General features: G+C 73.2%; 26 protein-coding genes. 11 read left to right on the top strand and 15 right to left on the bottom strand.

Translation table 11 applies throughout. From position 1 onward, the window contains the following. From ABZ444_RS45680 to ABZ444_RS45670, 3 genes are all read left to right on the top strand, one after another. Positions 1-1,034, top strand: a 1,034-nt coding sequence (locus ABZ444_RS45680; protein WP_358010511.1) for an alpha-1,6-glucosidase domain-containing protein, incomplete at its 5' end; no start/stop codon positions are given. A 156-nt stretch (positions 1,035-1,190) separates the two neighbouring features. Then, positions 1,191-1,886: a hypothetical protein gene (locus ABZ444_RS45675; protein WP_358010509.1), complete on the top strand. Its 696-nt coding sequence runs from the start codon at positions 1,191-1,193 to the stop codon at positions 1,884-1,886. Between the two features lie 200 nt (positions 1,887-2,086). Further along, on the top strand, positions 2,087-2,809 hold the full coding sequence (locus ABZ444_RS45670) for a VIT1/CCC1 transporter family protein (protein WP_358010508.1): 723 nt from the start codon (positions 2,087-2,089) through the stop codon (positions 2,807-2,809). A gap of 42 nt (positions 2,810-2,851) precedes the next feature. Here the strand turns inward: ABZ444_RS45670 and ABZ444_RS45665 are convergent, their stop codons facing one another. The 6 genes from ABZ444_RS45665 to ABZ444_RS45640 form a co-directional block, all read right to left on the bottom strand. Further along, a complete protein-coding gene (locus ABZ444_RS45665; RefSeq protein ID WP_358010506.1) occupies positions 2,852-3,073 on the bottom strand; it encodes a LysE family transporter in 222 nt (73 codons plus the stop codon). A gap of 18 nt (positions 3,074-3,091) precedes the next feature. Beyond that, positions 3,092-3,628, bottom strand: coding sequence for a hypothetical protein (locus tag ABZ444_RS45660; RefSeq protein WP_358010504.1), 537 nt, complete (start codon positions 3,626-3,628; stop codon positions 3,092-3,094). A 19-nt stretch (positions 3,629-3,647) separates the two neighbouring features. Next, positions 3,648-4,004: a spore germination protein GerW family protein gene (locus ABZ444_RS45655; protein ID WP_357976703.1), complete on the bottom strand. Its 357-nt coding sequence runs from the start codon at positions 4,002-4,004 to the stop codon at positions 3,648-3,650. A gap of 27 nt (positions 4,005-4,031) precedes the next feature. Next, positions 4,032-5,399 carry a glucose-6-phosphate dehydrogenase gene (gene zwf / locus ABZ444_RS45650; protein ID WP_358010503.1) on the bottom strand — a complete coding sequence of 456 codons (1,368 nt, stop codon included), beginning with the start codon at positions 5,397-5,399 and terminating at the stop codon, positions 4,032-4,034. A gap of 2 nt (positions 5,400-5,401) precedes the next feature. Next, positions 5,402-7,033, bottom strand: a complete 1,632-nt coding sequence (gene pgi / locus ABZ444_RS45645; protein ID WP_358010502.1) for a glucose-6-phosphate isomerase — start codon at positions 7,031-7,033, stop codon at positions 5,402-5,404. Between the two features lie 136 nt (positions 7,034-7,169). Next, a complete protein-coding gene (locus tag ABZ444_RS45640) occupies positions 7,170-8,876 on the bottom strand; it encodes an IlvD/Edd family dehydratase (RefSeq protein WP_358010501.1) in 1,707 nt (568 codons plus the stop codon). 62 nt (positions 8,877-8,938) lie between these two features. Here ABZ444_RS45640 and ABZ444_RS45635 point away from each other — a divergent pair, with 62 nt between their 5' ends. Beyond that, on the top strand, positions 8,939-11,242 hold the full coding sequence (locus tag ABZ444_RS45635; protein ID WP_358010500.1) for a phosphoketolase family protein: 2,304 nt from the start codon (positions 8,939-8,941) through the stop codon (positions 11,240-11,242). Then, positions 11,218-12,396 carry an acetate kinase gene (locus ABZ444_RS45630; protein WP_358010498.1) on the top strand — a complete coding sequence of 393 codons (1,179 nt, stop codon included), beginning with the start codon at positions 11,218-11,220 and terminating at the stop codon, positions 12,394-12,396. The genes ABZ444_RS45635 and ABZ444_RS45630 overlap by 25 nt, the downstream gene beginning before the upstream one ends. A 24-nt stretch (positions 12,397-12,420) precedes the next feature. Here ABZ444_RS45630 and ABZ444_RS45625 read toward each other — a convergent pair whose 3' ends face one another. The 3 genes from ABZ444_RS45625 to ABZ444_RS45615 all read right to left on the bottom strand — a co-directional run bounded on the left by ABZ444_RS45625 (position 12,421) and on the right by ABZ444_RS45615 (position 15,052). After that, positions 12,421-13,845: a PAS domain S-box protein gene (locus tag ABZ444_RS45625; RefSeq protein ID WP_358010497.1), complete on the bottom strand. Its 1,425-nt coding sequence runs from the start codon at positions 13,843-13,845 to the stop codon at positions 12,421-12,423. Positions 13,846-13,885: 40 nt separating this feature from the next. Then, positions 13,886-14,314: an ATP-binding protein gene (locus ABZ444_RS45620; protein WP_358010496.1), complete on the bottom strand. Its 429-nt coding sequence runs from the start codon at positions 14,312-14,314 to the stop codon at positions 13,886-13,888. 93 nt (positions 14,315-14,407) lie between these two features. Beyond that, complete coding sequence (locus ABZ444_RS45615; protein ID WP_358010495.1) at positions 14,408-15,052, bottom strand: response regulator transcription factor; 645 nt, start codon at positions 15,050-15,052, stop codon at positions 14,408-14,410. A gap of 215 nt (positions 15,053-15,267) precedes the next feature. On the opposite strand from ABZ444_RS45615, the gene ABZ444_RS45610 reads away from it, so the two are divergent. The 4 genes from ABZ444_RS45610 to ABZ444_RS45595 are packed head-to-tail and all read left to right on the top strand — an operon-like array spanning position 15,268 to position 19,507. Continuing rightward, complete coding sequence (locus ABZ444_RS45610) at positions 15,268-15,750, top strand: cation:proton antiporter regulatory subunit (protein ID WP_358010494.1); 483 nt, start codon at positions 15,268-15,270, stop codon at positions 15,748-15,750. A 6-nt stretch (positions 15,751-15,756) separates the two neighbouring features. Next, on the top strand, positions 15,757-16,917 hold the full coding sequence (locus ABZ444_RS45605; RefSeq protein ID WP_125637599.1) for a cation:proton antiporter: 1,161 nt from the start codon (positions 15,757-15,759) through the stop codon (positions 16,915-16,917). Positions 16,918-16,934: 17 nt separating this feature from the next. Next, positions 16,935-17,552, top strand: a complete 618-nt coding sequence (locus ABZ444_RS45600) for a pentapeptide repeat-containing protein (protein ID WP_358010493.1) — start codon at positions 16,935-16,937, stop codon at positions 17,550-17,552. Between the two features lie 50 nt (positions 17,553-17,602). Beyond that, positions 17,603-19,507 carry a hypothetical protein gene (locus ABZ444_RS45595; RefSeq protein WP_358010492.1) on the top strand — a complete coding sequence of 635 codons (1,905 nt, stop codon included), beginning with the start codon at positions 17,603-17,605 and terminating at the stop codon, positions 19,505-19,507. A gap of 46 nt (positions 19,508-19,553) precedes the next feature. Here the strand turns inward: ABZ444_RS45595 and ABZ444_RS45590 are convergent, their stop codons facing one another. The 3 genes from ABZ444_RS45590 to ABZ444_RS45580 form a co-directional block, all read right to left on the bottom strand. Next, positions 19,554-20,546 (bottom strand): hypothetical protein, encoded by a 993-nt coding sequence (locus tag ABZ444_RS45590; RefSeq protein ID WP_357976737.1) that lies wholly within the window; start codon positions 20,544-20,546, stop codon positions 19,554-19,556. Further along, positions 20,536-21,069: a copper resistance CopC family protein gene (locus ABZ444_RS45585; RefSeq protein ID WP_358010491.1), complete on the bottom strand. Its 534-nt coding sequence runs from the start codon at positions 21,067-21,069 to the stop codon at positions 20,536-20,538. The genes ABZ444_RS45590 and ABZ444_RS45585 overlap by 11 nt, the downstream gene beginning before the upstream one ends. A 110-nt stretch (positions 21,070-21,179) precedes the next feature. Next, the gene (locus ABZ444_RS45580; protein ID WP_358010490.1) at positions 21,180-21,743 is read right to left on the bottom strand and encodes a hypothetical protein; all 564 of its coding nucleotides are present in this window, start codon (positions 21,741-21,743) and stop codon (positions 21,180-21,182) included. Between the two features lie 76 nt (positions 21,744-21,819). Here ABZ444_RS45580 and ABZ444_RS45575 point away from each other — a divergent pair, with 76 nt between their 5' ends. Continuing rightward, positions 21,820-22,122: a hypothetical protein gene (locus ABZ444_RS45575; RefSeq protein WP_358010489.1), complete on the top strand. Its 303-nt coding sequence runs from the start codon at positions 21,820-21,822 to the stop codon at positions 22,120-22,122. Here ABZ444_RS45575 and ABZ444_RS45570 read toward each other — a convergent pair. From ABZ444_RS45570 to ABZ444_RS45560, 3 genes are all read right to left on the bottom strand, one after another. After that, positions 22,089-23,054, bottom strand: a complete 966-nt coding sequence (locus tag ABZ444_RS45570) for an acyl-CoA desaturase (protein WP_358010514.1) — start codon at positions 23,052-23,054, stop codon at positions 22,089-22,091. The two genes, ABZ444_RS45575 and ABZ444_RS45570, sit on opposite strands and share 34 nt — an antisense overlap. Positions 23,055-23,277: 223 nt before the next feature. Continuing rightward, a complete protein-coding gene (locus tag ABZ444_RS45565; RefSeq protein WP_358010487.1) occupies positions 23,278-23,703 on the bottom strand; it encodes a nucleoside deaminase in 426 nt (141 codons plus the stop codon). Further along, positions 23,690-24,571: an LLM class flavin-dependent oxidoreductase gene (locus ABZ444_RS45560; RefSeq protein ID WP_358010486.1), complete on the bottom strand. Its 882-nt coding sequence runs from the start codon at positions 24,569-24,571 to the stop codon at positions 23,690-23,692. Before ABZ444_RS45560 ends, ABZ444_RS45565 begins: the two co-directional genes overlap by 14 nt. A gap of 95 nt (positions 24,572-24,666) precedes the next feature. On the opposite strand from ABZ444_RS45560, the gene ABZ444_RS45555 reads away from it, so the two are divergent. After that, the gene (locus tag ABZ444_RS45555; RefSeq protein ID WP_358010484.1) at positions 24,667-25,125 is read left to right on the top strand and encodes an Lrp/AsnC family transcriptional regulator; all 459 of its coding nucleotides are present in this window, start codon (positions 24,667-24,669) and stop codon (positions 25,123-25,125) included. Positions 25,126-25,152: the final 27 nt, after the last annotated feature.

The following is a 25,152-nucleotide window of genomic DNA, read 5'->3' as shown; positions in this document are numbered from 1 at the left end:
GTCCACCATTCAGGCGCCGGGGGGCGGTGCGGGCGATGCGGCAGCGACACCGGCGCCCTCACACAGTGCCCCCGCTGCGGCGCCGTCCTCGCCCGGGCGCGGCGCGGCCGGCGCCCCCCCCGCCGCCGCCCCCCCACGGCTCGGAGGAGCAGCAGCGCGAGCGCCTGCGCCACTGCACCGAGCTGGTCATGCTGGGCCTGGCCGGCGGCCTGCGCGACTACGTGCTGCCCTCGGGCCGCGCCGGCTCGGAGCTCGGCCACAACGGCGCCGCCGCCGGTTACGCCGCCTGGCCGGACGACGTCGTGACGTACGTGGACGCGCACGACAACGAGACGCTGTTCGACGCGCTGGCCTACAAGCTGCCCGCGGGCACGCCGATGGCCGACCGGGTGCGCATGCAGGTGTTGTCGCTGGCCACCGTGCTGCTGGGGCAGGGGGCGGCGTTCGTGCACGCGGGCAGCGAGCGACTGCGCTCGAAGTCGCTCGACCGCAACTCCTACGACTCCGGCGACTGGTTCAACCGGCTGCTGTGGGACTGCTCGGCGGGCAACGGGTTCGGCGCGGGCCTGCCGCCGAGGGCGGACAACGAGGCCGCCTGGCCGTACGCCCGGCCGTTGCTGGCGGACCCGGCGCTGCGTCCGGGCTGCGCGGCGATCGGGGCGGCGCGGGCGGCGTTCGGGGAGCTGCTGCGGATCAGGGCCTCGACCCCGGCGTTCGCGCTGGGCACGGCGGAGGAGGTGCGGCGGCGGCTGTCGTTCCCGGCCGGCGGCGAGGGCGTGATCGTGATGCGGGTGGACACCGCGGGACTGGACCCGCGCTGGGACGCGGTGCTCGTGGTGCTCAACCCCACCCCGTCGCCCTGTACGCGGGCGCCTGGGGTGCCGCCGGGCCGCCGGGTGGCGCTGCACCCGGTGCAGGCGGCGTCGGCGGACGAGGTGGTCATGCGGTCGTCCTACGATCCGGTGGCCGGCACGCTGACGGTTCCGGCCCGTACGGCCGCTGTTTTCGTCATAAATGCCGAAAATTCCTCATAAATTAAATTCTTTGGTGCCATAACCATGAATGGCGGTTGAGGAATGATCGCATCGCCTGAGGGAACCATTCCTGTGGAAGATGCCCGATCACTGGCTTTGACGCGCCCGACAGCGCAAACTGGCTGGACGGCGATCGCGTGGAGCATGGAGCACCCCGTGGACAATCACCTTGATCACATGCCGGTCCTGTCCCGCGGCAGGCATCGCAACCCGAAACGCGGCGCCTGTTTCATGGAGCTGGCGTCCTACCTGGCCGGCGAGCGGTGGAGCGACCACCCGGCCTGCACCCATCCGCTGCTGGCCGCACTCGCCCGCCTGGTCAACGACAACACCGGCGACGAGAGCCGCGCCCGATTGGTGGGGCTCGTGCCGTCCATCATCGGGCTGGCCGGCGACGACCTGCGGATCGACGCGCACATCGCGCTGCGCTGCGCGACCACGGCCCTGCCGGTCGCCGCCGCCGAGCGCCAGCTCGCGCTCGCGGTGTCGGTGCTGGCGGCCGAGGAGATGCTGGCCAGGCTCGACGGCGCGCCGTCCGGCCGGCTGAGCGAGCTGAGCCGCAGCGCGATGGAGCAGGTGCCGCACGCGGCCGAGCAGGCCAGGCGCTTCAGCCGGGCCGCCAAGATCACCGAGAAGGGCTTCCGCCGGTACGCGGCGCCCAACGCGGTGCAGCTCGCCGTGGTCGGCATCGTCCAGGCGTGCATCAAGGACCCCGACGCGCTGCTGCGCAGGCTGCTGGAGGACGCGATCGCCGACTGCGACGCGCTCGTCAACGGCCCGAGGGCCGCCCGGTCCGGTTCCGCTCAGCCCGATCCCGCCGAGCCGGTTCCCGCCAGCCCGGCGCACGCCTGACCCCGTCCGCGTCCCTCCGGCTCCCGCGTGCCGCGGGTTCCGGGGGGACGTTCGTGTTCCCGTCCCCGGGCAGGTGATCGTGCGTGCACGGTCGGTGACGCAGCGGGAAAATCGCAGATCAGGCTAGCCTCTCCTTCGTTGCGGATCATGCCGGAAGGGCCTAGATTCCCTGACGAACTGCCAATAAGGGGAGGATTGTCATGACCATTGAGCTTGCCCGGCCCTACTCTCCTGAGAAGCACCACAGCCACCGTGACGTCACCGGCGGCTGGTTGCGTCCGGCGGTGTTCGGGGCGATGGACGGGCTGGTCTCCAACGTGGCGCTCATCGCCGGCGTCGTGGGCGCCGCGGGCGCCGGGCGCGGCGCGGTGCTCGCCGGGTTCGCGGGCCTGGTCGCGGGGGCGTGCTCGATGGCGGCGGGCGAGTACACGTCGGTGCGGTCCCAGACCGAGCTGATGCGGGCCGAGATCGCCGTGGAGCGGCGCGAGCTGGCCCGCAACCCCGACGGCGAGCGGGCCGAGCTGGCCGCCCTGTACCGGTCGCGCGGCCTGGACGCCGACCTCGCCCGCCGGGTCGCCGAGGGGTTGTCGGCCGATCCGGAGCAGGCATTGCGCGTGCACGTGCGCGAGGAGCTGGGCGTCGACCCCGACGACCTGCCCTCGCCCTACCTGGCGGCGGGCTCGTCGTTCCTCGCCTTCGCCGCCGGGGCGCTGGTGCCGCTGGCGCCGTTCCTGTTCGGGGCCTCGGGGCTGTTCCTGGCGCTGGCACTGAGCATGGTGGCGCTGTTCGGGTTCGGCGCGGCGGTGGCCGTGATGACCGCGCGGCCGTGGTGGCTGGGCGGCCTGCGCCAGCTCGGGCTGGGCGCGGGCGCCGCCGCCGTCACCTTCGGCCTCGGACATCTGCTGGGCGTCGCCGTCTCCTGACGCCGGCGCGCACCGCTCGTCGGCGGGCCGTCGAGGGGCCGTTCAAGGGCGGCCGGTGACGGCCAGGTCGACGCCGAGGGCGATGAGCCCGGCGCCGGTCAGCCCGTGCACGGCCCTGCGCACGCCCGACCTGGCGACCCCCCGGCGCAGCGTGCCCACCACGTTCGCCACCAGGAGGAACCAGACCATCGTGCCGGTCGGCGCGACCGCCGCCAGCAGCAGCGTCTCGCCCAACGCGGCCTCCTCGTCCACGAACTGCGGCACCAGGACCCAAGGGGAGCGTCACGGCGTCCACCTGACGAGGACCCGGCCCTCGGGGATCAAGGTGGACAGCTCCCACGTCCAGCTCGGCACCGTGATCATCTCGGCCGGGTGGTCGAGCGGGACGGGCGTGTCCAGCAGGACGGAGTGGGACGTGAGCGGCAACCCACCGCCGGGGACGACGACGCTCCCCAGCGGCGTGCGCAGGCTGGGCCCGTCGGGCTCGTCCAGGTCGCTGGACACCCAGGTGGGCTCACCGGCGAAGAACGTGCACACCAGCGCCCCCGCCGGCGCCGCGCCGGAGTGGCGCAGGGCGCCGGCGGGCAGCCAGGCGTGCTCCCCCGGCAGGTACGCCACCCCCGACACCCGCAGCTCGCCCTCCAGCAGCACGAACTCCTCCCCCGCCAGGTAGTGGCCGCGGCCGGGACGGCTCCACCGGGGCGGGAAGCGGACCAGCGACGTGCCGCCGCCCAGCGGGGTGACCCGCACCGGCAGGTTGGAGCCGGGCAGCAGCGCCTCGTGGCCGGGCAGCCCCGCGTCGAGCAGATCGATGAGCACGTCAGATGATGTGCCCCCGCTACTTCCCGCGACGCCACTTCTTGAAGATGGTCCGGATCGTCAGCACCAGGGCGAGGCCGACGATCTGGCCGCCGAGCACGATCCGGTTGACGTCGACGGCCGGACGCCACTGCACGTCGCCGTCCTTGATCACGAACACCCCGGCGGGGGTGGCGCTGTAGCCGAAGCCGCCACCGCCGCCGCTGCCGATCTCCTCACCCTTCTCGTCCCGGCCCTGCCCCTGACCGGCCCCGCCGCCCTGGGCGACCCGGGCGACGGGGATGACCAGGACGTCGCCGTGGTGGATCGGCTCACCGAAGACCCGCCTGACGGTGACGGCGTCCTTCGACTGCTCCAACAGCTCCTTGATGTCCATGGGCCCATCGTTCACCCGGATCGGCCGCTAGTCGAACGTGGTGGAGATCTCGTGCCAGCCGCCCGGCGGGATCTTCTCCGCCGGTTCCGGCCCCCAGGTGCCCTTCTCGTACGGCAGCGGCCGGTCGGGCAGGTCGAGCAGCCGGCCCACGATCCGCCACGACTCCTCCACCAGGTCGAACCGGGCGAACCGCCGCGGGTCGCCGCTGACGGCGTCGGTCAGGATGCGCTCGTAGGCGGCCTCCATCGGCCCGAGCACCTTGGTGAAGTCGACGCTCACCGGCACCGGGATCGTCCGCTGCCGGCCCGGCTCCTTGGCCAGCACGTCGAAGGTCACCCCGGCGTCGGGCTGCAGCCGGAACCTGATGAGGTTGGGTCCCGGCGGCACGTCGCCGCCGCGGAACATCGTCACCGGCGGTTTGCGCAGCTCGGCCACGATCTCCAGGTCGGTGGTGGGCAGCGCCTTGCCCGAACGGATGCACCACGGCACGCCCGCCCACCGCCAGCTGTCGATGTAGAGCCGCATGGCGACGAACGTCTCGGTGGTGGAGCCGGGCCGGACGCCGGGGGTGTCGAGGTAGCCGTCGTACTGGCCGCGCACGACGTGGGCCGGGTCGATGGCCTGGACGGCGCGCAGCACCCGCCACTTCTCGTCGAGCTGGGCGCGGGCGTCCATGGACGGCGGCGGGTCCATCGCCAGGATGGCCAGCAGTTGCAGCAGGTGGTTCTGGACCACGTCGCGGACCGTGCCGTTGGCGTCGTAGAAGCCGCCGCGGTCGGCGACGTCGAAGTCCTCGGCCATGGTGATCTGCACGCTGCGCACGTAGTTCCGGTTCCACAGGGGTTCGAGCAGCATGTTGGCGAACCGGAACACCATGAGGTCCTCGACCGGCTCCTTGCCCAGGAAGTGGTCGACCCGCCGCAGGTGGTCCTCGTCGAAGTACTTCAGCAGCTCGTCGTTGAGCCGGCGCGCGGAGTCCAGGTCGTGCCCGAACGGCTTCTCCACCACCAGCCTGGCCTCGTGGTTGAGCCCGGCGCCGGCCAGCCCCTCGGCGACGACGGAGAACAGCGCGGGCGGCACCGCCAGGTAGTGGACGAGGAACCCCTTGCCCTCGACCTCCTCCCGCAACCTCGCGAACGTCTCGGGGTCGCGATAGTCGCCCGCCACCAGCCGCAGGTTGCCGGCCAGCTTCTCGAACGCCGCGTCCTGGACGCCGCCGCACGCCTCGCGGGCGTGCTCGCGCAGCGCGTCGAGGTCCATGTCGGTCTTGGCGACGCCGATGATCGGCAGGTCGAGCCTGCCGTCGGCGGTCAGGTGGTAGAGCGCGGGGAGCAGCATCTTGCGCGCGAGGTCGCCCGTGACGCCGAACAGGACCAGCGCGCCCGCCCGCCCCATCTCTAGGCCCGCCTTCCGCGCAGCTCGCGGTATCTGCGCACGAGTTGTTCGGTCGAGGAGTCGGGGAAGGTCTGCGGCGGCTCGTCGGAGGTGAGCGCGGGCGCCACGTCGAGCGCCATCTTCTTGCCCAGCTCGACGCCCCACTGGTCGAAGGAGTCGACGCCCCAGATCGTGCCCTCGACGAACACGATGTGCTCGTAGAGCGCGACGAGCTGGCCCAGCGTGGACGGCGTGAGCTTGGTCGCCAGGATCGTCGAGGTGGGCCGGTTGCCCGGCATCACCTTGTGCGGCACGATCTCCGGCGGCGTGCCCTCGCCCGCGATCTCCTCGGCGGTCTTGCCGAAGGCCAGCGCGCTGGTCTGGGCGAGCAGGTTGGCGGTGAGCTGGTCGTGCATGCCCTCGCGGTCCTCGAACGGCTCGGCGAAGCCGATGAAGTCGGCCGGGACGAGCCGGGTGCCCTGGTGCAGGAGCTGGTAGAAGGCGTGCTGGCCGTTGGTGCCGGGCTCGCCCCAGAAGATCTCGCCGGTCGGGACGGTCACCGGGCTGCCGTCGGCGCGCACCGACTTGCCGTTGGACTCCATGGTGAGCTGCTGGAGGTAGGCCGGGAAGCGGTGCAGCCGCTGGCTGTAGGGCAGCACGGCGCGGGTCTCGGCGCCGAAGAAGTCGGTGTACCAGATGCCGAGCAGGGCCATCAGGACCGGCATGTTGGCGTTGAAGGGCGCGGTGCGGAAGTGCTGGTCCATGCTGTGGAAGCCGGACAACATCGCACGGAACCGGTCCGGCCCGACGGCGACCATCAGCGACAGGCCGATGGCGCCGTCGTAGGAGTAGCGGCCGCCCACCCAGTCCCAGAAGCCGAACATGTTGTCGGTGTCGATGCCGAACTCGGCGACCTTCTCGGCGTTGGTGGAGACGGCCACGAAGTGCTTGGAGACCGCGTCCTCGCCCAGCGCGTCGACCAGCCAGGACCGGGCGACCCTGGCGTTGGTCAGCGTCTCCAGGGTGGTGAAGGTCTTGGAGGCGACCACGAACAGCGTGCTGGCCGGGTCGAGGTCGCGCAGGTTGCCCAGGATGTCGGCGGGGTCGATGTTGGAGACGAACCTGGCCTCGACACCGGCGTCCACGTAGTCGCGCAGCGCCTCGTAGGCCATGGCCGGGCCGAGGTCGGAGCCGCCGATGCCGATGTTGACCACGGTCCTGATCGGCCGGCCGGTGGCGCCCTTCCACTCCTTGGACCTGACCCGGTCGGCGAAGGCGCTCATCTTGTCCAGCACCGCGTGCACGTCGGCCACGACGTCCTGGCCGTCCACGACCAGCTTGGCGTTCTCCCGCATGCGCAGCGCGACGTGCAGGACGGCGCGGTCCTCGCTCACGTTGATGTGCTCGCCGCCGAACATCGCGGCGATGCGCTCGCGCAGCCCCGCCCGCTCGGCCAGGGCCACCAGCAGGTCGATCGTCTCCTGGGTGGCGCGGTGCTTGGCGTAGTCGAGGTAGAGGTCCCCGGCGCTCACCGTCATCCGCCCGGCCCTGCCCGGGTCCTCCGCGAACAGCTCACGAAGCTGCTTTCCCGCCAGCTCCTCGTGATGCTTGCCCAGAGCCGCCCACTCCTGGCTCTGGCTGATGTCGCCGTTCACCGCTTCCTCCTCATACGTCGTCAAACCTGATCACATCGTCCCGCACTGGCGGGAGATCCGCTGAGCCGGGCTCCCGTCAGGGAACCCCGTACCCCACGGGGAAGATTCCGCGCACGGCGCCGGGCACTCTTTGCGTTCAGTGGGACTCCCGGCCGGGCGCGTCGCCGGAGGAGCCGGTCAGGAAGTCGAGGTCGGCGCCGAGGTGGGCCTGGGTGACGTGGTCGACGTACAGGCGCTCCCAGCCGCGGGCCGGGCGGGCGTGGCCGGTCATGACCGGCTCCCTGGCGGCCAGCTCGGCGTCGGGGACGTCGACGTCGAGCCTCCTGGTGGCCACGTCGAGCACGATCGGGTCGCCGGTGCGCACCCGCGACAGCGGGCCGCCGGCCGCCGCCTCCGGCGAGGCGTGCAGGACGACCGTGCCGTACGCGGTGCCGCTCATCCGGGCGTCGCTGACCCGCACCATGTCGCGCAGGCCCCTGGCCAGCAGCTTGCGCGGCAGCGGCAGGTTGCCGACCTCCGGCATGCCCGGGTAGCCCTTGGGGCCGCAGCCGCGCAGCACCAGCACCGAGGTCTCGTCGACGTCGAGGCCGGGCGAGTCGAGCCGGGCGCGGGCGTCCTCGACGCCGTCGAAAACGATCGCCCTGCCGCGGTGGCGCAGCAGCTCCGGCGAGGCGGCCGCGGGCTTGATCACGGCGCCGTCGGGCGCGAGGTTGCCGCGCAGCACGGCGATGCCCGCGTCGGGCAGCAGCGGATCGGAGCGCCGCCGGATCACGGTGTCGTCCCAGATCTCGGCGCCGGTCAGGTGCTCGACGAGCGGCCTGCCGGTGACGGTGATCGCCGCGGGGTCGAGCAGGTCCTCGACCTCCCGCAGCAGGGCGGTCAGGCCGCCCGCCCGGAACAGGTCGTCCATCAGGTGGCGGCCGGCGGGCTGCAGGTCGGCCAGCAGCGGCACGCCCGAGCCGGCGCGGTCGAAGTCGTCGAGGCTCAGCTCGACGCCGAGCCGCCCGGCGACGGCCAGCAGGTGCACGACCGCGTTGGTCGAGCCGCCGATCGCGGCCAGCGTCACGATGGCGTTGAGGAAGGAGGCCCTGGTCATGACGTGGCTGGGGCGGCGGCCCGCGCGTACCAGCTCGACGGCCAGCCGGCCGCTGTCGTGCGCGCGTTCCAGCAGGCGGCTGTCGGGGGCGGGAGTGCCGGCCGTGCCGGGCAGCGTCATGCCGAGCGCCTCGGCCAGGCAGGCCATGGTGGAGGCGGTGCCCATCGTGTTGCAGTGGCCGCGGCTGCGGATCATGGACGACTCCGAGGCGAGGAACGCCTCGCGGGCGAGCGTGCCGGCCCGCACCTCCTCGCTGAGCCGCCACACGTCGGTGCCGCAGCCGAGCGGCACGCCGCGGAAGTGCCCGGTCAGCATGGGCCCGCCGGGCACGACGAGCGCCGGCAGGTCGACCGAGGCGGCGGCCATGAGCAGCGCCGGAACGGTCTTGTCGCAGCCGCCGAGCAGCACCACGCCGTCGATCGGGTTGGCCCGCAGCAGCTCCTCGGCGGCCATCGCGGCCAGGTTGCGCCAGAGCATGGCGGTCGGGCGCACGTTCGTCTCGCCCAGCGACAGGACGGGCAGGTCGAGCGGCACGCCTCCGGCCTCCCACACGCCGTTCATGACGCTGCGGGCGACCTCGTCGAGGTGGGAGTTGCACGGCGCGAGGTCGGAGGCGCTGTTGGCGATCGCGATGTGCGGCCGCTCGCCCTCGAACGCCTCGCGCGGCAGGCCGCGGCGCATCCAGGCCCGGTGGATGTAGGAGTTCCTGTCGTCACCGGAGTACCAGAGGGAACTGCGCAGCGCCATGTGACGGCACATTATCGGCAGCCCGGGGATTCAGCACCGCCTGCGGAGGAATGGGCAAGGGCATGGACCACATAGACGCGTACTGGCGGGCGGCCAACTACCTGTCCGTCGGGCAGATCTACCTGCTGGACAACCCGCTGCTGACCGAGCCGCTGCGTCCCGAGCACATCAAGCCGCGCCTGCTCGGCCACTGGGGCACCACCCCGGGGCTGAACTTCTGCTTCGCCCACCTCAACCGGGTGATCTCCGAGCGCGACCAGGACATGATCTACATCGCCGGTCCCGGGCACGGCGGGCCCGCCGCCGTCGCGCACGCCTGGCTGGAGGGCTCCTACACCGAGCGCTATCCGGACGTCTCGCAGGACGTCGAGGGCATGCGGCGGCTGTTCCGCCAGTTCTCCTTCCCCGGCGGCATCCCCAGCCACGTCGCGCCCGAGACCCCCGGCTCCATCCACGAGGGCGGCGAACTGGGCTACTCCCTGGCCCACGCCTACGGCGCCGCGTTCGACAACCCCGGCCTGGTGGTGGCCTGCGTCATCGGCGACGGCGAGGCCGAGACCGGCCCGCTGGCCGCGAGCTGGCACTCCGGCAAGTTCCTCGACCCCCGGCGCGACGGCGTCGTGCTCCCCATCCTGCACCTGAACGGCTACAAGATCGCCAACCCCACCGTGCTCGCCCGCATCCCCGAGCAGGACCTGTTCAAGCTCATGGAGGGGTACGGCTACCGCCCCCATCTGGTCGGCCCCTCGCACGAGGAGATGGCCGCCACCCTCGACACCGTCTTCGACGAGCTGGCCGAGTACAAGGACGGCCAGGACCGGCGGCTGCCGATGATCGTCCTGCGCACGCCGAAGGGCTGGACCGGCCCGCGCGAGGTGGACGGCAAGCCGGTGGAGGGCACGTGGCGGGCCCACCAGGTGCCGCTGGCCGCGGTCCGGGACAACCCGGCGCACCTGGCGATGCTGGAGGAGTGGATGCGCTCGTACCGGCCGCAGGAGCTGTTCGGCTCCGACGGCAGGCCGGTCGAGGAGGTGCTGGCGACGGTGCCGCGGGGGGCGCTGCGGATGAGCGCCAACCCGCACACCAACGGCGGCGAGCTGCTGCAGCCGCTGCGGCTGCCGGACTTCCGCCGGCACGCGGTCGAGGTCAAGTCCCCGGCCGCGCAGCTGACCGAGCCGACGCGGGTGCTCGGCGGGTTGCTGCGCGACGTGATCGCCGGCAACCCGCGCAACTTCCGGCTGATGGGCCCCGACGAGACCGCCTCCAACCGGCTGCAGGACGTGTTCGAGGTCACCGACCGGGCGTGGGAGGCCGAGCTGCTGCCCACGGACGAGAACCTGGCCCCGGGCGGCCGGGTGATGGAGGTGCTGAGCGAGCACCTGTGCCAGGGCTGGCTGGAGGGTTACCTGCTGACCGGCCGGCACGGCCTGTTCAACTGTTACGAGGCGTTCATCCACATCGTGGACGCCATGTTCAACCAGCACGCCAAGTGGCTGGAGTCGTCGCAGAAGATCCCGTGGCGGCGGCCGGTGGCGTCGCTGACGTACCTGCTGTCGTCGCACGTGTGGCGGCAGGACCACAACGGCTTCAGCCACCAGGACCCCGGCTTCCTGGACGTCGTCGTCAACAAGAAGGCGTCGGTGGTGCGGGTCTACCTGCCGCCGGACGCCAACACCCTGCTGTCGGTGGCCGACCACTGCCTGCGCTCGCGCGACTACGTCAACGTGATCGTGGCGGGCAAGCAGCCGGTGCTGGACCTGTTCACGATGGAGGAGGCGATCGCGCACAACACGCGCGGCCTGGGCATCCTGCCGTGGGCCTCCACCGACCAGGGCAGCGAGCCGGACGTGGTGCTGGCCTGCGCGGGCGACGTGCCGACCCAGGAGACGCTGGCCGCCGCGGCGCTGCTGCGCGAGCACCTGCCGGAGCTGAAGGTGCGGGTCGTCAACGTGGTGGACCTGATGCGGCTGCAGCCGCGGTCGGACCATCCGCACGGCATGCCGGACGCCGAGTTCGACACGCTGTTCACCGTGGACCGGCCGATCATCTTCAACTTCCACGGCTACCCCTCGCTCATCCACCAGCTCGCCTACCGCCGCACCGGGCACGCCAACATGCACGTGCGGGGCTACAAGGAGGAGGGCACCACGACCACGCCGTTCGACATGGCCATGCTCAACGACATCGACCGCTACCACCTGGTCATCGACGTCATCGACCGGGTGCCGGGGCTCGGTTCCAAGGCCGCGCACCTGCGCCAGCGGATGAGCGACGCGCGGCTGCGGGCCCGCGCGTACACCAGGGAGCACGGCGAGGACCCGGCGGAGATCAGGTCGTGGACATGGCCGGCCGAATACTCGTCCTGAACACCGGCTCCTCCTCCATCAAGTACGAGCTGGTGGACGTGCGCACCCGGGAGCGGCCGGCGCGCGGGCTGGTGGAGCGCATCGGCGAGCAGCGCGGACGGCTGACGCACCACGCGGGCGGCGGGCCGCCGTACGTGCGGGAGGAGCGTTTCCCCGGGCACGCCGAGGGGCTGGCGGCGATGCTGGAGGCGTTCGCGCGGGCCGGGCCCGAGCTGGAGCCGGTCGCGGTCGGGCACCGGGTCGTGCACGGCGGCACCCGCTTCACCGGCCCGGCGCTCGTGGACGACGAGGTGATCGCCGCGATCGAGGAGCTGGCGCCGCTCGCGCCGCTGCACAACCCGGTGAACCTGGCGGGGATCCGGGTGGCGCGGGCGGCGTTCCCCGGGGTGCCGCAGGTGGCGGTGTTCGACACGGCGTTCCAGCTCACGCTGCCGCCGCAGGCGTACACGTACGCGGTGCCGCGGGCCTGGCGGGAGGACGGCGTGCGGCGCTACGGCTTCCACGGCACCTCCTGCGCCTACGTCTCGCGCCGCGCCGCCGCCCTGCTCGGCCGCGACCTGGCCGGCCTCGACCTGGTCGTGCTGCACCTGGGCAACGGCGCCAGCGCGACGGCGATGTCCGGCGGGCGCAGCGTGGACACCTCCATGGGGCTGACCCCGCTGGAGGGGCTGGTGATGGGCACCCGTTCCGGCGACGTGGACCCCGCGATCGCCGGCTACCTGGCGCGGGTGCGCGGCATGGGCGGCGAGGAGGTGGAGCGCGCGCTCAGCCACGAGGGCGGCCTGCGCGCCCTGGCCGGGACGCTCGACATGCGCGAGGTGCGGGCACGCGGCGACGAGGAGGCCCGGCTGGCCCTGGAGGTCTACACCCGGCGCATCCGCAAGTACGTCGGCGCGTACTACGCCCTGCTCGGCCGCCTGGACGCGATCGTGTTCACCGGCGGCGTCGGCGAGCACGACGCGGCCACCCGCGCGGAGTCCCTGGCCGGGCTCGACCGGCTCGGCATCACCGTGGACCCCGCGCTGAACGCGGCCGGCCCGACCGGGGAGCGGGCGGTCTCGCCGCCGGGCGCGGAGGTGGCGGTGCTGGTCGTCCCCACGGACGAGGAGTGGGAGATCGCCCGCCAGTCCCTGGAGGTGCTCCCCCGCCGCTGAGCGCCGCTCCGCCGGCCGCTCCGGTCAGGCGTGGGGGACGGCCGGGACCCAGAAGTCGACGGTGGTCCCGGCCCCCGGCCGGTCGGTCAGGCTCCACCAGCCGCCCGCGATCTCGGCCCGTTCGCGCATCTCGATCAGCCCGAAGTGGCGAAGCGGCCCCTCGGCGCCCGGCGGCAGCCCGGCGCCGTCGTCTGCGACGCGTACGTGCACGCCGCGGTCCAGCGAGACCAGCGAGAGCCTGATCGAGGTGGCGCGGGCGTGCTTGCGCACGTTGGTGATCGCCTCCTGGCAGATCCGGAAGATGGTGACGGCGGCCTCGGGCGGCGGGTCGGCGTCGAGGCGGTGGTCGATCTCGAACGACAGCCCGGTGCCGGCCGTCACCTGCCGCAGGTAGCCGGCCAGGCCCTCGACCAGCCCCTCCTCGTCGAGGGCCGGCGGGCGCAGCTCGAAGGCCAGGTCGCGCAGGCGGGCGACGGCGGCCTCGACGGCCTCGCCGATGCCGCGCACCTCGGCGGCCCGCTCGCCGCCGAGGCCGCTCTCCATCGCGCGCAGGCGCATGCCGACGGCGACCATGGACTGGATCGTGTCGTCGTGCACGTCGTAGGCGATGCGCCGGCGTTCGACCTCCTGGGCGCGGACCAGGTGGGCCAGCAGCATGCCGCGTTCGTCGAGGGCGCGGGACACGTTGCGGCGCTCGGTCAGGTCGCGGGTGACCTTGCCGAACCCGCGCAGCTCGCCGCGGTCGTCGTGGAGGGCGGTGATGACCACGCTGGCCCAGAACCTGGTGCCGTCCTTGCGCACCCGCCAGCCCTCCTCCTCCCACCGGCCGTCGGCGACGGCGACCTCCAGCTCCATGGCGGGTTTGCCGGCCGCGACGTCCTCGGGCGGGTAGAAGACCGAGAAGTGCCGGCCGATGATCTCCTCGGCCCGGTAGCCCTTGATGCGCTCGGCGCCGGCGTTCCAGCTCACGATCCGGCCCTGGGCGTCGAGCATGAAGATGGCGTAGTCGACGACGTTCTGGACCATCAGGCGGAAGCGCTCCTCGCTGTCACGCATCGCCTGCTCGGCCAGGCGGCGCTCGGTCAGGTCGCCGGTGACCTTGCCGAACCCGCGCAGCAGGCCCCGCTCGTCGCGGAGGGCGGTGATGACCACGCGCGCCCAGAACCTGGCGCCGTCCTTGCGCACGCGCCAGCCCTCGTCGGCCACCCGGCCGGCCGCCGCCGCGCGGCCCAGCAGTTGTTCCGGACGGCCGGCCGCGACGGCCTCGGGCGGGTAGAACACCGAGAAATGGCGGCCGATGATCTCCTCGGCCCGGTAGCCCTTGATGCGCTCGGCGCCGGCGTTCCAGCTGGTCACATGGCCTGCGGGGTCGAGGAGACAGATCGAGTAGTCGACGACGCTGCGGACGAGCAGCTGGATGTCCTCTGACTGCCTGTCTTGACCGGGCATACTGCAGCTTCGCACGGCCCGGCGGAAGACCGAAACCCGATCACGCCCTGGAGCGCTCCTGGGCGGGCGCGATGACGTGGGGCGCCAGCTCGCACCACACCACCTTGCCGCCTTCGTCGCCCCCCTCGGCACGGGAGACGCCCCAGCCGGTGGACAGCAGCTCGATGACGCGCAGGCCCCAGCCGTTGTCCGGCCCCGGCTCGCGCGGCTCGGGCAGGCGGGAGCCGGAGTCGCGCACCTCGATCCGCACGTGGACGGGGGTGCAGCGGATGCGTAAGGCGGGCGGGCCGTCGCCGTGGACGAGCGCGTTGGTCACCAGCTCGGAGACCACGAGCAGGACGTCCTCGCGGCGCCCACGGTAGCCGCACTCGGCCAGCACCTCACGTGCTCTCTGACGGGCCGCGGTGATGCTGCCCATCTCCTCCGGCAGCTGGGTGTCCACCTGGTACGGCGCAGCGAAACTGCCCATCCTCCTACTGTCGGGCAGTACAGGACTGATCACGAGACGCAGTGGAACCACCTCTTCCGGTGCGGATGAGGGACGCCGTCTGGTGCATCTGCGTCAGTCGAGCAGCCCTTCCCTGCGCGCCACGGCCACGGCCTCCAGCTTGGACCGGGCCCCGAGCTTCTCCAGGACGTGCTGGACGTGGTTGCGCGCGGTGTTGCGGGCCACGCCGAGCCGCGCGCCGATCTCGACCGTGCTCGCCCCTTCGGCCAGCAGCCGCAGCGTCTCGCGCTCGCGCGCGGTCAGCGCCGCCCCCGGGCTCCGCACCCGGCCGGTCAGCCGGTCGAGCACGCCGGGCAGCAGGCCGGGCGCGAACACCACGCCGCCGGCGGCCACCTCGCGCACCGCCGACTCCAGCTCCTCCAGCCTGGACGACTTCACCAGCAGGCCCGCCCCGCCCGCCTCCACCACCCGGGCGGCGACCGAGGCGGTGGCCTCCCCGGTCAGCACCAGCACCCGGGCCCCGGGCGCGACCGCCGCGAACCGGCCGATCGCCTCGACGCCGTCGCCGTCGGGCAGCCGCCGGTCGAGCACCACGACGTCGGGCCGGCGGCGGGCGGCCTCGGCCAGGGCGGCGGCGACCGTGCCCGCCTGCGCCACGACCTCGATGCCCGGCGCCCGGCCGAGCGCCAGTCCGATGGCCTCGGCCACCATCGCGTGGTCCTCCACGAGCAGCAGCCGGATGGAGGAAGTGGTCGGCATCACTTCGTCTCGCCTCTCCCGCGGCAACGTCCCCGGCATCCTCCCATCCGCGTCCCGCCTCCGCCTCCTGTTCCCGCACCGGCCGGACGGGGGACGCGGCGGGCGGCCGGGGAGCACCGGACGGCGTGGGAGGCGGGATACGAGGAGGTCAAGGGGGCGGAGACCGTTGGTAGTGTTGTCCAGAAATATGCGTATTTTTTGGATGGGTGGGATAGGTGGAGGTTGAGCAGACAGCGTTGCCGGGGATCGGGCTTCGGCACGATTTCACCACCCGCGCCGGCCAGCGGGTAGGCATCGTCTCGCACCGCACCGGCCGTCGCGACCTGGTGATCTACGACAAGGACGACCCCGACCGCGCCTGTCAGACGGTCAAGCTGAACGACGAGGAGGCCGACGCCCTGGCCGAGCTCCTCGGCGCCCCCCGCATCGTGCAGCGGCTCAACCAGCTGCACCAGCAGGTCGAGGGCCTGGTCAGCGTCCAGCTCCCCATCCCGTCCGGCTCCCCCTACGCCGGGCGCACCATGGGCGAGGCCCGGGTCAGGACCCGTACCAGCGCCTCCATCGTCGCCGTGGTCCGCGGCGGCCAGGTGTTCGCCAGCCCCGGCCCCGACTTCGTCTTCGGCGAGGGCGACGTCGTGGTCGTGGTGGGCAGCGCGGACAGCACCGCGGAAGTCGCCGGCATCCTGGCTGACGGGTAACCGCGGGTGCACGAAACCGCGGTCATCTTTCTCGAGTTCGGTGCTGTTCTTCTGGGTCTGGGGGTTCTGGGCGCGCTCGCGCTGCGCGTCGGCATCTCCCCGATCCCGCTCTACCTGATCGCCGGTCTGGCGTTCGGCACGGGCGGCGTGCTGCCGCTGGCGACCAGTGAGGAGTTCATCTCGGTCGGCGCGGAGCTGGGCGTCGTCCTGCTGCTGCTGACGCTCGGCCTGGAGTACAACGCCGACGAACTGGTCACCAGCCTCACGAGCAACGCGCGGGCCGGCATCGTCGACCTCGTGCTGAACGCCGCCCCCGGCGCGATCTGCGCACTGTTGCTGGGCTGGGGGCCGGTGGCGGCGGTGGCCATGGCGGGCGTCACCTACGCCACCTCCTCCGGCATCACCGCCAAGGTGCTGTCCGATCTGGGGTGGATCGGTAACAGGGAGACGCCGACGGTGCTGTCCCTGCTGGTGTTCGAGGACCTGACCATGGCGGTCTACCTGCCGGTCCTCACCACGTTGCTGGCGGGCCTGAGCCTGGTCAGCGGGGCGATCTCGGTCGGCATCGCGCTCGGCACGGTGAGCGTCGTGCTCGTCGTGGCGCTGCGCTTCGGGCGCTTCATCGAGGCGTTCGTGTCGAGCCCCAACTCCGAGGTGCTGCTGCTGAAGGTGGTCGGGCTGGCGCTGCTGGTGGCCGGGCTGGCACAGCAGCTGCAGGTCTCGGCGGCGGTCGGCGCGTTCCTGGTCGGGATCGCGCTGTCGGGGCAGCTCGCGCACGACGCGCAGGCGCTGCTCGCGCCGCTGCGCGACCTGTTCGCGGCGGTGTTCTTCGTGTTCTTCGGGTTCCAGACCGACCCGGCGAAGATCCTGCCGGTGGCGGGGCTGGCCGCGCTGCTGGCGCTGGTGAGCATGGTGACCAAGCTCCTGACGGGCGCGTACGCGGCCAGACGGGCGGGCATCGGCAAGGCCGGTCAGGCACGGGCGGGCATCGCCCTCATCCCGCGCGGCGAGTTCAACATCGTCATTGCGGGCCTGGCGGTGGGCGCCGGGGCCCATCCCGACCTCGGGGCCCTGGCGGCGGCCTACGTGCTGATCCTGGCGGCGTTCGGGCCGCTGGCGGCCAAGCTCGTCCAGCCGCTCATCACGGCCATCGCGAACAAGGCGTGATCCGCTAGTTTGTTCGCATGGCCGACCGCAAGCACGGGGTGCCCGCGCCCCCGATCGAGACGACGATCCACGCCGACGACTGGGACCGGACGGAGATCGCCGGTGAGACCTTTCACCGGGTCCTGTTCCAGGGCGTCGACCTGACCGAACTGGTCGACCAGGGGGCGTCGTTCGAGGAGTGCACGTTCAGGAACGTGCGGCTCAACGTCTCCACCCACGAGGACGCGCGCTTCCTCAACTGCCTGTTCAGCCGGTGCTCCCTGTTCGACACCACGTTCAGGGGGTGCAAGCTGACCGGCAGCATGTTCGACGGCTGCACCTACGGGCTGCTGAAGGTCGACGGCGGCGACTGGTCCTACACCGGGCTGCCCGGCGCCGACCTGCGCGGCAGCACCTTCCACGGCGTCCGGCTGCGGGAGGCCGACCTGACCGGGGCCCGGCTGGCGGGGGCCGAGCTGCGCCGGGCCGACCTGTCGGGGGCCTGGCTGCACGGCGCCGACCTCACCGGCTGCGACCTGCGCGGCAGCGACCTGAGCACTCTCGATCCGGCCACGGTCACCCTCAAGAAGGCGGTCATCGACCCGTTCCAGGCCACGGTCATCGCCGAGGCGCTGGGCCTTGAGGTCCGCTCCTGAGCGCCGGCCCTGAGATCCGTTCCAGCGGGAGGGTCGGCGAAGATGGCGGTGTGCCGATCGCCGATCTCAACGACGCCGAGCGGGCCGTGGCCGCCGCGCTCGCCCACGGCCACGCCGTCGACCTGCGCACCGGCGACCCCGCCGCCGACGATCCCGCCGCGGCCGCGTCCTGGGGCGCCGGGCGCACGGTCCGTGCCGAGGTGCTGGCCGGGCTGCTGCTCGCCGGGTTCGACGAGCCCGCCGCCAAACCGCGGCTGATCCTGGCGGGGGCGAGGATCACGGGCGCGCTCAACCTGGCGTTCGCCGAGCTGCCCTTCCCCGTCACCTTCCAGGGCTGCGCCTTCGACGCCGCCCCCGACCTCTACCACGCCCGCACCCGTTTCCTCAGTTTCAGCGGCTCGCTGCTGCCCGGCCTGACCGCCTCGAACGTCCAGGTCGAGGGCAACCTGCGGCTGGCGGGCAGCCATGTCACCGGCGAGCTGCGGCTGCCCGGCGGCCGGATCAGCGGCAACCTCGTGCTCAACTGCGCCCGCCTGAGCCATCCGGCGGGCACGGCGCTCAACGGCGAGCACCTCGACGTGGCCGGCCACCTGCGCGCCCAGGACGGCTTCGCCTGCGACGGCACGCTGGTCCTGGCCTCCGCCCGGATCGGCGGCGCGGTCGAGCTGGACGGCGCCCGGCTGAACGCGCCGGGCGGCACGGCCCTGGAGGCGTCCAACGTGATCGTCCAGGTCGGGCTGTTCGCGCGGGACATGGAGGCCGACGGCGAGGTCAGCGTGCGTTTCGCCCGCGTGTCCGGCCCGCTCACGTTACGCGGCTCGCGCATCCGGCACCCGGGCGGGCTCGCGCTGCGCGCCACCGGGCTCAACGCCGAGGCGGGGCTCTTCCTGGCCGGGCTGACGGCCGAGGGGCAGGTGCGCCTCAACCGCTCGGTCATCGGCGGCACCCTCGGCCTGGAGGGCGCCCGGCTGAGCGCCCCGGGCGGCGTGGTGGTCGCCGCCGACGGCCTCACCGTGAACGGCTCGCTGCTGGCCTGGCGGGGGCTGCGCACCGAGGGTGAGTTCAGCCTGCTCGACGCCACGGTCACCGGCCCGGCGCACTTCGAGGGCGCGACCCTGGTCAACCCCGGCGGGGCGGCGCTGTCGGCCAACGGCCTGTCGGTGGGCAAGGTGCTCAACCTCTGCGACGGCTTCTCCGCCCGCGGCCGGATCAGGCTGACCAGCGCCCAGGTCGGCAGCCGCCTGTGCCTCGACGGCGCCACCCTGGCGGCGCCCGGCGAGGTGGCGCTGAAGTGCTGGCGGCTGGAGGCCCGCGAGCTGGCGCTGCGCACGGCCGCGCCGGTCGAGGGGGTGGTGGAGTTACGGTACGCGCGGATCGGCGTCCTGCGCGACGACCCCGGCGGGTGGCCGCGGGCGATGCGCATGGACGGGCTGTCGTACGAGGTGCTCGACCCCATGCTGCCGGCCGCGCGGCGGCTGCGCTGGCTGCGTACCGACCCCGACGGCTATCTGCCGGGCGCCTACGAGCAGCTGGCCGCCATGTACCGGCGGCTCGGCGGCGACGCCGACGCCCGCGAGACGCTGCTGGCCGGCCAGCGGCAACGCCGCGCCGCGCTCCCCTGGTACGCCCGTTTCTGGGGCCACCTCCAGGACGCCACCGTCGGCTACGGCTTCCGTCCCCTGCGCGCGGCGGCCTGGCTGGCCGCGCTGCTGGCCGTGGGCACGGTCGTGTTCGGGGTCGACGTGCCGCCGCCGCTGAAGCCGGGTGAGGCGCCGCCGTTCCACGCGCTGGTCTACACCCTCGACCTGCTGCTGCCGATCATCGACTTCGGGCAGGAGAAGGCCTACAGCCCGCAGGGCGGCGCGCAGTGGCTGGCCTGGGGGCTCATCATGGCCGGCTGGGTGCTGGCCACGACGATCGCCGCCGGTCTGACCCGCTCGCTGCGCCGGACCTGAGGCGCGCGGCCGGCCTGCCCGGAGGCCGGGGAGCCCCCCACCGCCGTCAGCACAGGGCCATGGCCGTCTGCCACAGGCTGGGCAGGGCGGCCAGGACGTGGTCGCCGCGGCGGCGCCGGTCGGCGAACGTCTCGGCGCCGAGGTCGGCCAGCAGCTCCTGGAAGCCCTCCTCGTACCCGGCGGGCGCACCCGCGGCGGCGCGTTTGTCCAGACAACGCGCGTACGTGGCGACCAGCCAGAACACCGCCTCCCGGTGGAGCCCGGCGGCGACGAGCTCGCGGCTGCCGTCGATGGCCACCGGACGCGCCTGCGGCGTGATGTCGGAGGCGAAACGGTAGGAGGGCGCCTCCAGCCCGGCCGTCGCGTCGAAGACCGCCTCCAGGGCCGCCAGGTGCCGCTCCACCCGCTGGGGGGTCATCCGCGCGCAGCCCAGCAGTTCCAGCAGGTGTTCGTGCCAGTCGAGCCGGCCGTGCCCGGCCAGCAGCTCGCGCACGGCGGCGTACCGGCGGCGCACGGTCGGGTTGCGCAGCCCGGCGACCAGCAGGACGTGCGTGGTCACGCCGGTGCCGAACAGCCAGGCCGCCACCTGCTCGGGGACGGGCGCGTTCTCGTCCATGGAGTTGATCCAGCCGCGCACCCGGTCCATCGCCTGCGTGCAGCGGGCGATGATCCAGGGCCGCTCGGCGAAGTCGCGGGCCACCAGGCGCTGGATCTCGCCGAGCCGCCCGGTCGGGTCGGCCAGCACGCTGGGCAGGTGGAAGCTGCCGGCCAGGTGGTAGTCGCTCAGCACCTCGTGGGTGGAGCCGATGCGGGCGATGCCGGAGACCTCCAGCAGGACGCCCTCGTACCGGAACTTGCCGATCGCGGGCGGCGGGTCGGCGAGCACCATCACGTCCACGTCGGACGTGGGGCCCAGCTCCGTGCCCGGGGCCGCCCACAGCGCGGACCCGGTCAGGAACGCCCCCTCGAACCCGGGCAGGCCGGCGCCCTCGTCGAGCACCCACTGCCGCGCGAGCTGCCTGGCCCGCTCAACCAGCATCCACGTCCTCCGGGTCAGGGCCGCGGCGCGCGCCCCTGATCAGGAGGAACGCGCCCAGCACGACGAGCACCGCCAGCCCGCCCCAGATCCAGCCGGGGACGCCCGTCGCGGCGGGCCGTTCCTCGACGGGCGAGGGCGCCGCCGCCGGTTGAGAAATAGATCCTTTCATGACGAACGGGATTTCGCCCTCGATCGGATGTCCGTCCGAGGACACGACACGCCAGGCGATCACGTACGAACCGGGCGCGGGCTGCCGGGGCACGTCGGCGAACACCTTGGGCCCGTCGAGGCGCGGCTTGCCGACCTCGACGGCCTTGCCCGCCGCGTCGTGCAGCACGACGAAGGGGAACTGGACGTGGGCGTTGAACTCCAGCTCGATCCGCTCGAGCGCGGACAGCTGCGCGTTCTTGGCCGGTGAGCTGCTCTTGAGCGTGTCGTGGGCGAGCGCCGCGGTGGACGGCAGCAGCGCCAGGAGGGCCGCGCAGGCGAGCGAGGCCAGGCGGAAGGGCCAGGAGGGCTTCATGGGAACTCCGGATGCGGACGGCCGGACCGGCGCCGGGGCGCGGGTCCGGGCACAGACGAGCACAGACGAGCACGGACGGACGAGGACGCGTCCTGAGCGGACGCGGGACTTCAGCGGAGGCGGAGCCGCCGGGGTGGTCCTCGCCGGGTGACCGTGCGGCAGGCCGTCCTGCCCATCGGAGGAGGGACGTCGGCGTGCGCCGGGCGGCGCCCGTCGGGGCGGCGCGGCGGGATCGGCACCTCGACCGGCGCGAGCAGCAGCGGGCCGAGGACCGGGGGCGGTGCGGCGGACAGGCGGATCATGAGCCACAGCGCGCGCTCGCCGCGGTGCAGCCACCACGCCGTCAGCGCGGCGACGGTGAGGTGGACCAGCGCCATGGCGGGCGCGGGGTGGCCGTGCCCGGCGGCGGCGCCCGTGGCGGGCGCGAGGCGTTCGAAGAGCTGGTGCAGCACGAGATGGGTGAGCGTGGTGGCGGTCAGGATGGCCGCGGGGCCGCGCTCGCGGCCGTTGATCGTGGAAGCGGCGGCGAGGGCGGCCAGCACCCCGAGCGCGCAGCCCCAGAGCGGGACGGCACCGCCACCGGCCAGCAGGTGCCCCGCCGCGGACACGAAGCCGCAGACCGTCGCGAACACGACGGCCCGCGACAGGCGCAGCCAGACTGACGCGGCGGTCACAGCCGCCATCCTTACACAACCGCCACACTTGGCAGGCGGCGCGTTCGGTGTGTCCGTGCGGGGGCAGCGGACTCTGATGGACTTCGCCCGAGGCGATGGGCCGGATCTGGAACTGGTGGTCCGGCAGGAGTTGACCGACGCGGGTTTCAACATCGAACCGTCCCTGCTGCCGGTCGACGGCGGCCTGAGCGTCTGGCACGACCCGTCCCGCGGGGTGGTGATCGTCTGGGGTGCGGCCGGCACCGACACCGCCGCTCACCTGGTGAAGTACGCGACCATCCGCACCGCGGTGCTGCTCGCGCTGCGGACGGTCCTGGCCCGCGCGGGCCATCAAATCCTGGAGGATCAGGAGGGCCTGGAGCTGGTGGTCACCTCCTGAGGGGCGCGCAGCGGCGCCCCGACGTCGTGCAGGTGCCGCATGGCCTGGGCCCACGACTCGACGAGCCCGCACTCGACGTAATCGACGCCGAGCTCGCGGCAGTACTCGCGCACGAGGGGCCGAGCGCGGCGCAGGTTGGCCGAGGGCATGCCGGGGAACAGGTGGTGCTCGATCTGGTAGTTGAGCCCGCCGAGCGCCACGTTCATCAGCCGGCCGCCGCGCACGTTCCTGGAGGTCAGCACCTGACGGCGGAGGAAGTCCAGGGAGTCCTCGGCGGTGAGCACCGGCATGCCCTTGTGGTTGGGCGCGAACGTGCAGCCCAGGTACACGCCGTAGCAGGCCTGGTGCACGGCGAGGAAGGCGAGCGCCTTGCCGGGCGGCAGCACCGCGAACACCCCCGCCAGGTAGGCCAGGTTGTGCGCGACGAGCAGCAGCCCCTCGGTGCGTCCGCCCTTCACCCTGGGCAGCGCGCGGAAGCCGGCCACCTTCAGGTTCAGGCCCTCGAGGGTGAGCAGCGGGAAGAACAGGAACGCCTGCCACCGGCCGATGAGGCGGGGCAGCCCGCGGCTGGCCTCGGCCTGCCGCCGCGACCAGATGAGGATGTCGGGCGCGACGTCGGGGTCGTGGTCCTCGTGGTTGGGGTTGGCGTGGTGGCGGGTGTGCTTGTCCATCCACCAGCCGTAGCTGAGCCCGACGGTCAGGTTGCCGACCAGCAGCCCGGCGAACCTGCTGCGGCGCCGTGACCGGAACACCTGGCCGTGCGCCAGGTCGTGGGCCAGCAGCGTGACCTGGGCGAAGGCGACGGCCAGCAGCGCCGCGACGCCGAGCTGCCACCAGGAGTCGCCGACCGTGGCGAACAGCGTCCACCCTCCGGCGAACAGGGCGGCCACCAGGCCGATCCTGATCGCGTAGTAGGCGGGCCGCCGCTCCATCAGCCCCGCCTGGGCGATGCGGCGCGACAGCCGCGCGAAGTCGCTCCCCCGGGGCGCGGCGCGAGGGGTTTCCACCACGGTCAAGGTTCTCTCCGATGCTGGTGAGGCGGGCGTGATCACTCCTCAGCATCGCGGCGGCGGCGTTCCGGCGGACCCCCGCTGTCACCCGTCCTGATGGTGGGGCAGGCCCTACCATCGGCGGCCCTCGTCCGGGCCTGGCGGGTCAGCGGTAGTAGCCCTCCAGCGGCGCGCTGGCCTCGGCGTACAGGGCCGGCCCCTCCTGCGGGACGTGCGGCCAGCCGGGGCCGGTCTTGAGGCCGGCGAGCTGCTCGTTCGACAGGGCGTACACCACGCGGCCGAGGCCGGAGCGTTCGATGGCGCCCGCGCACATGCCGCACGGCTGGCAGCTGGTGTACATGGTGGTGGCGGCCGCGGCCTCCGGGGTCAGCTCGCGGGCGGCCCAGCGGGCCAGCTTCAGCTCCGGGTGGGCGGAGATGTCGCGGTCGCCGAGGACCGTGTTGTGCTCCTCGGCCAGCACCTCGCCGCCGGGGCCGGCCAGCAGCGAGCCGAAGGGGGCCTCGCCGTTCGCACGGGCGCGGGCGGCCAGCTCGATGGCCCGGCGCAGCAGGGTCTCGTCATCGGGGTTCATCGTCGTCCTCCTTGGACGGGTCGCGGGATTCGAGGTCCCAGTGGGCGGCCACGGCCGCGAGCGCGTGCCAGGCCGTCTGGGGATGCAGCGTCTCGGCGGGATCGCCGGCGAACGGGTCGAGCACGACGGTGTCGGCGCCCAGCAGCCGCAGCGCGTCGAGGTCGGCCAGGACCTGGTCGAGGGTGCCCTCCCCGGCGTGGCGGCGGGGATCGGTGACCGGCTCGGCGGTCAGCCGCAACAGGATGCGGGGCGCGAACGCGGGCACGGGGCGGCCGAGCCCGCCGGCGACGTCCGCCAGCCGCCCGGCGGCCTCGCGCAGCCAGGGCAGGGTGTTGCGCAGGGGGTGCCACGCCTGGCCGAGCCGTACGGCGCGGCGCAGGCCGGCCTCGCCGTTGCCGCCGACCCAGAAGGGGATGGGCCCGGCGCGGTAGTCGTCCGCGGCGGACCAGGCGGCGCGCATGGCCAGCAGGTGGTCGTCGGTCAGCCGGCCGCGCCGCTCGAACGGCACCCCGAGCGCGTCGAACTCCTGCCGCGCCCAGCCGACGCCCACGCCGAGCACCAGTCGCCCGCCGCTGAACCGGTCGAGGTTGGCCGCCATCCGGGCCATCACCAGCGGATGCCGGTACGGCACGATGAGCACCGAGGTGCCCAGCCTGACCCGCGTGGTGATCCCGGCCAGCCAGGCGAGCGTGGTGAACGGCTCGTAGAAGGGACCCGGGTACTGCTCGGCGACGTCGGGCGTGATCGCGACGTGGTCGGAGATCATCAGCAGGTCGTAGCCGAGGCCCTCGACGGTCTGCGCCCATCGCCGCAGCGTGGCCGGGTCGGTGCCGGGCCCGAAGTTCGGTACGTTCACGCCGATTCTCATGACACCGAAGGCTATCCAGGCCGTCCCGCCGGACTGAAGGCCCCGCTCACGGCGTACGGCGGGGATCGCCGTGGATCTGCCGGTATATTCGCCGGATGGCCGAGGATCTCGACGAGACCGACTGGGCGATCCTGGCGGAGCTGCAGCGGGAGGGCCGCCTGCCGCTGACCGAGCTGGGCCGCCGGGTCAACCTGAGCGCCTCGGCGACGACCGAGCGGGTCAGGCGGCTGGAGGCGCTGGGCGTCATCGCCGGCTACCGGGCGGAGGTCGACCTGGGCAAGGTCGGGTTCGGCGTGCTGGCCGTCGTGCGCCTGAAGTATCCGGGCAGCCGGCACGAGCCGCTGCGCCGCCTGCTCGGCGAGCGCCCGGAGATCCTCGAATGCCTGCGCACCACCGGCGAGGACTGCTACACGCTGAAGGTCGCGGCCGGCTCGATGCCCCACCTCGAACGCGTCATCGACGAGCTGGCCCGGTTCGGCAGCACCACGACCAACATCGTCTACAGCCAGACCCTGCCCTACCGGGGCCCGGCCGCCCCGCCCGTACGGCTCTGAGGCGGGCGCGCCGGGGCCTCCCGGAGG

Source organism: Nonomuraea sp. NPDC005730 (assembly GCF_040630865.1).
In the GTDB taxonomy this organism is placed as follows: domain Bacteria; phylum Actinomycetota; class Actinomycetes; order Streptosporangiales; family Streptosporangiaceae; genus Nonomuraea.
This window is presented reverse-complemented; position numbering and strand designations above follow the sequence as displayed.

Excerpts from the sequence above, each read along its gene's own strand:
- ABZ444_RS45670 (WP_358010508.1), top strand. The coding sequence starts at position 2,087 with ATGACCATTGAGCTTGCCCGGCCCTACTCTCCTGAGAAGCACCACAGC.
- ABZ444_RS45655 (WP_357976703.1), bottom strand. The coding sequence starts at position 4,004 with ATGGACATCAAGGAGCTGTTGGAGCAGTCGAAGGACGCCGTCACCGTC.
- zwf (WP_358010503.1), bottom strand. The coding sequence starts at position 5,399 with ATGGGGCGGGCGGGCGCGCTGGTCCTGTTCGGCGTCACGGGCGACCTC.
- ABZ444_RS45640 (WP_358010501.1), bottom strand. The coding sequence starts at position 8,876 with ATGGCGCTGCGCAGTTCCCTCTGGTACTCCGGTGACGACAGGAACTCC.
- ABZ444_RS45635 (WP_358010500.1), top strand. The coding sequence starts at position 8,939 with ATGGACCACATAGACGCGTACTGGCGGGCGGCCAACTACCTGTCCGTC.
- ABZ444_RS45630 (WP_358010498.1), top strand. The coding sequence starts at position 11,218 with ATGGCCGGCCGAATACTCGTCCTGAACACCGGCTCCTCCTCCATCAAG.
- ABZ444_RS45625 (WP_358010497.1), bottom strand. The coding sequence starts at position 13,845 with ATGCCCGGTCAAGACAGGCAGTCAGAGGACATCCAGCTGCTCGTCCGC.
- ABZ444_RS45620 (WP_358010496.1), bottom strand. The coding sequence starts at position 14,314 with ATGGGCAGTTTCGCTGCGCCGTACCAGGTGGACACCCAGCTGCCGGAG.
- ABZ444_RS45615 (WP_358010495.1), bottom strand. The coding sequence starts at position 15,052 with ATGCCGACCACTTCCTCCATCCGGCTGCTGCTCGTGGAGGACCACGCG.
- ABZ444_RS45600 (WP_358010493.1), top strand. The coding sequence starts at position 16,935 with ATGGCCGACCGCAAGCACGGGGTGCCCGCGCCCCCGATCGAGACGACG.
- ABZ444_RS45590 (WP_357976737.1), bottom strand. The coding sequence starts at position 20,546 with ATGCTGGTTGAGCGGGCCAGGCAGCTCGCGCGGCAGTGGGTGCTCGAC.
- ABZ444_RS45585 (WP_358010491.1), bottom strand. The coding sequence starts at position 21,069 with ATGAAGCCCTCCTGGCCCTTCCGCCTGGCCTCGCTCGCCTGCGCGGCC.
- ABZ444_RS45575 (WP_358010489.1), top strand. The coding sequence starts at position 21,820 with ATGGACTTCGCCCGAGGCGATGGGCCGGATCTGGAACTGGTGGTCCGG.
- ABZ444_RS45570 (WP_358010514.1), bottom strand. The coding sequence starts at position 23,054 with ATGGAGCGGCGGCCCGCCTACTACGCGATCAGGATCGGCCTGGTGGCC.
- ABZ444_RS45565 (WP_358010487.1), bottom strand. The coding sequence starts at position 23,703 with ATGAACCCCGATGACGAGACCCTGCTGCGCCGGGCCATCGAGCTGGCC.
- ABZ444_RS45560 (WP_358010486.1), bottom strand. The coding sequence starts at position 24,571 with ATGAGAATCGGCGTGAACGTACCGAACTTCGGGCCCGGCACCGACCCG.
- ABZ444_RS45555 (WP_358010484.1), top strand. The coding sequence starts at position 24,667 with ATGGCCGAGGATCTCGACGAGACCGACTGGGCGATCCTGGCGGAGCTG.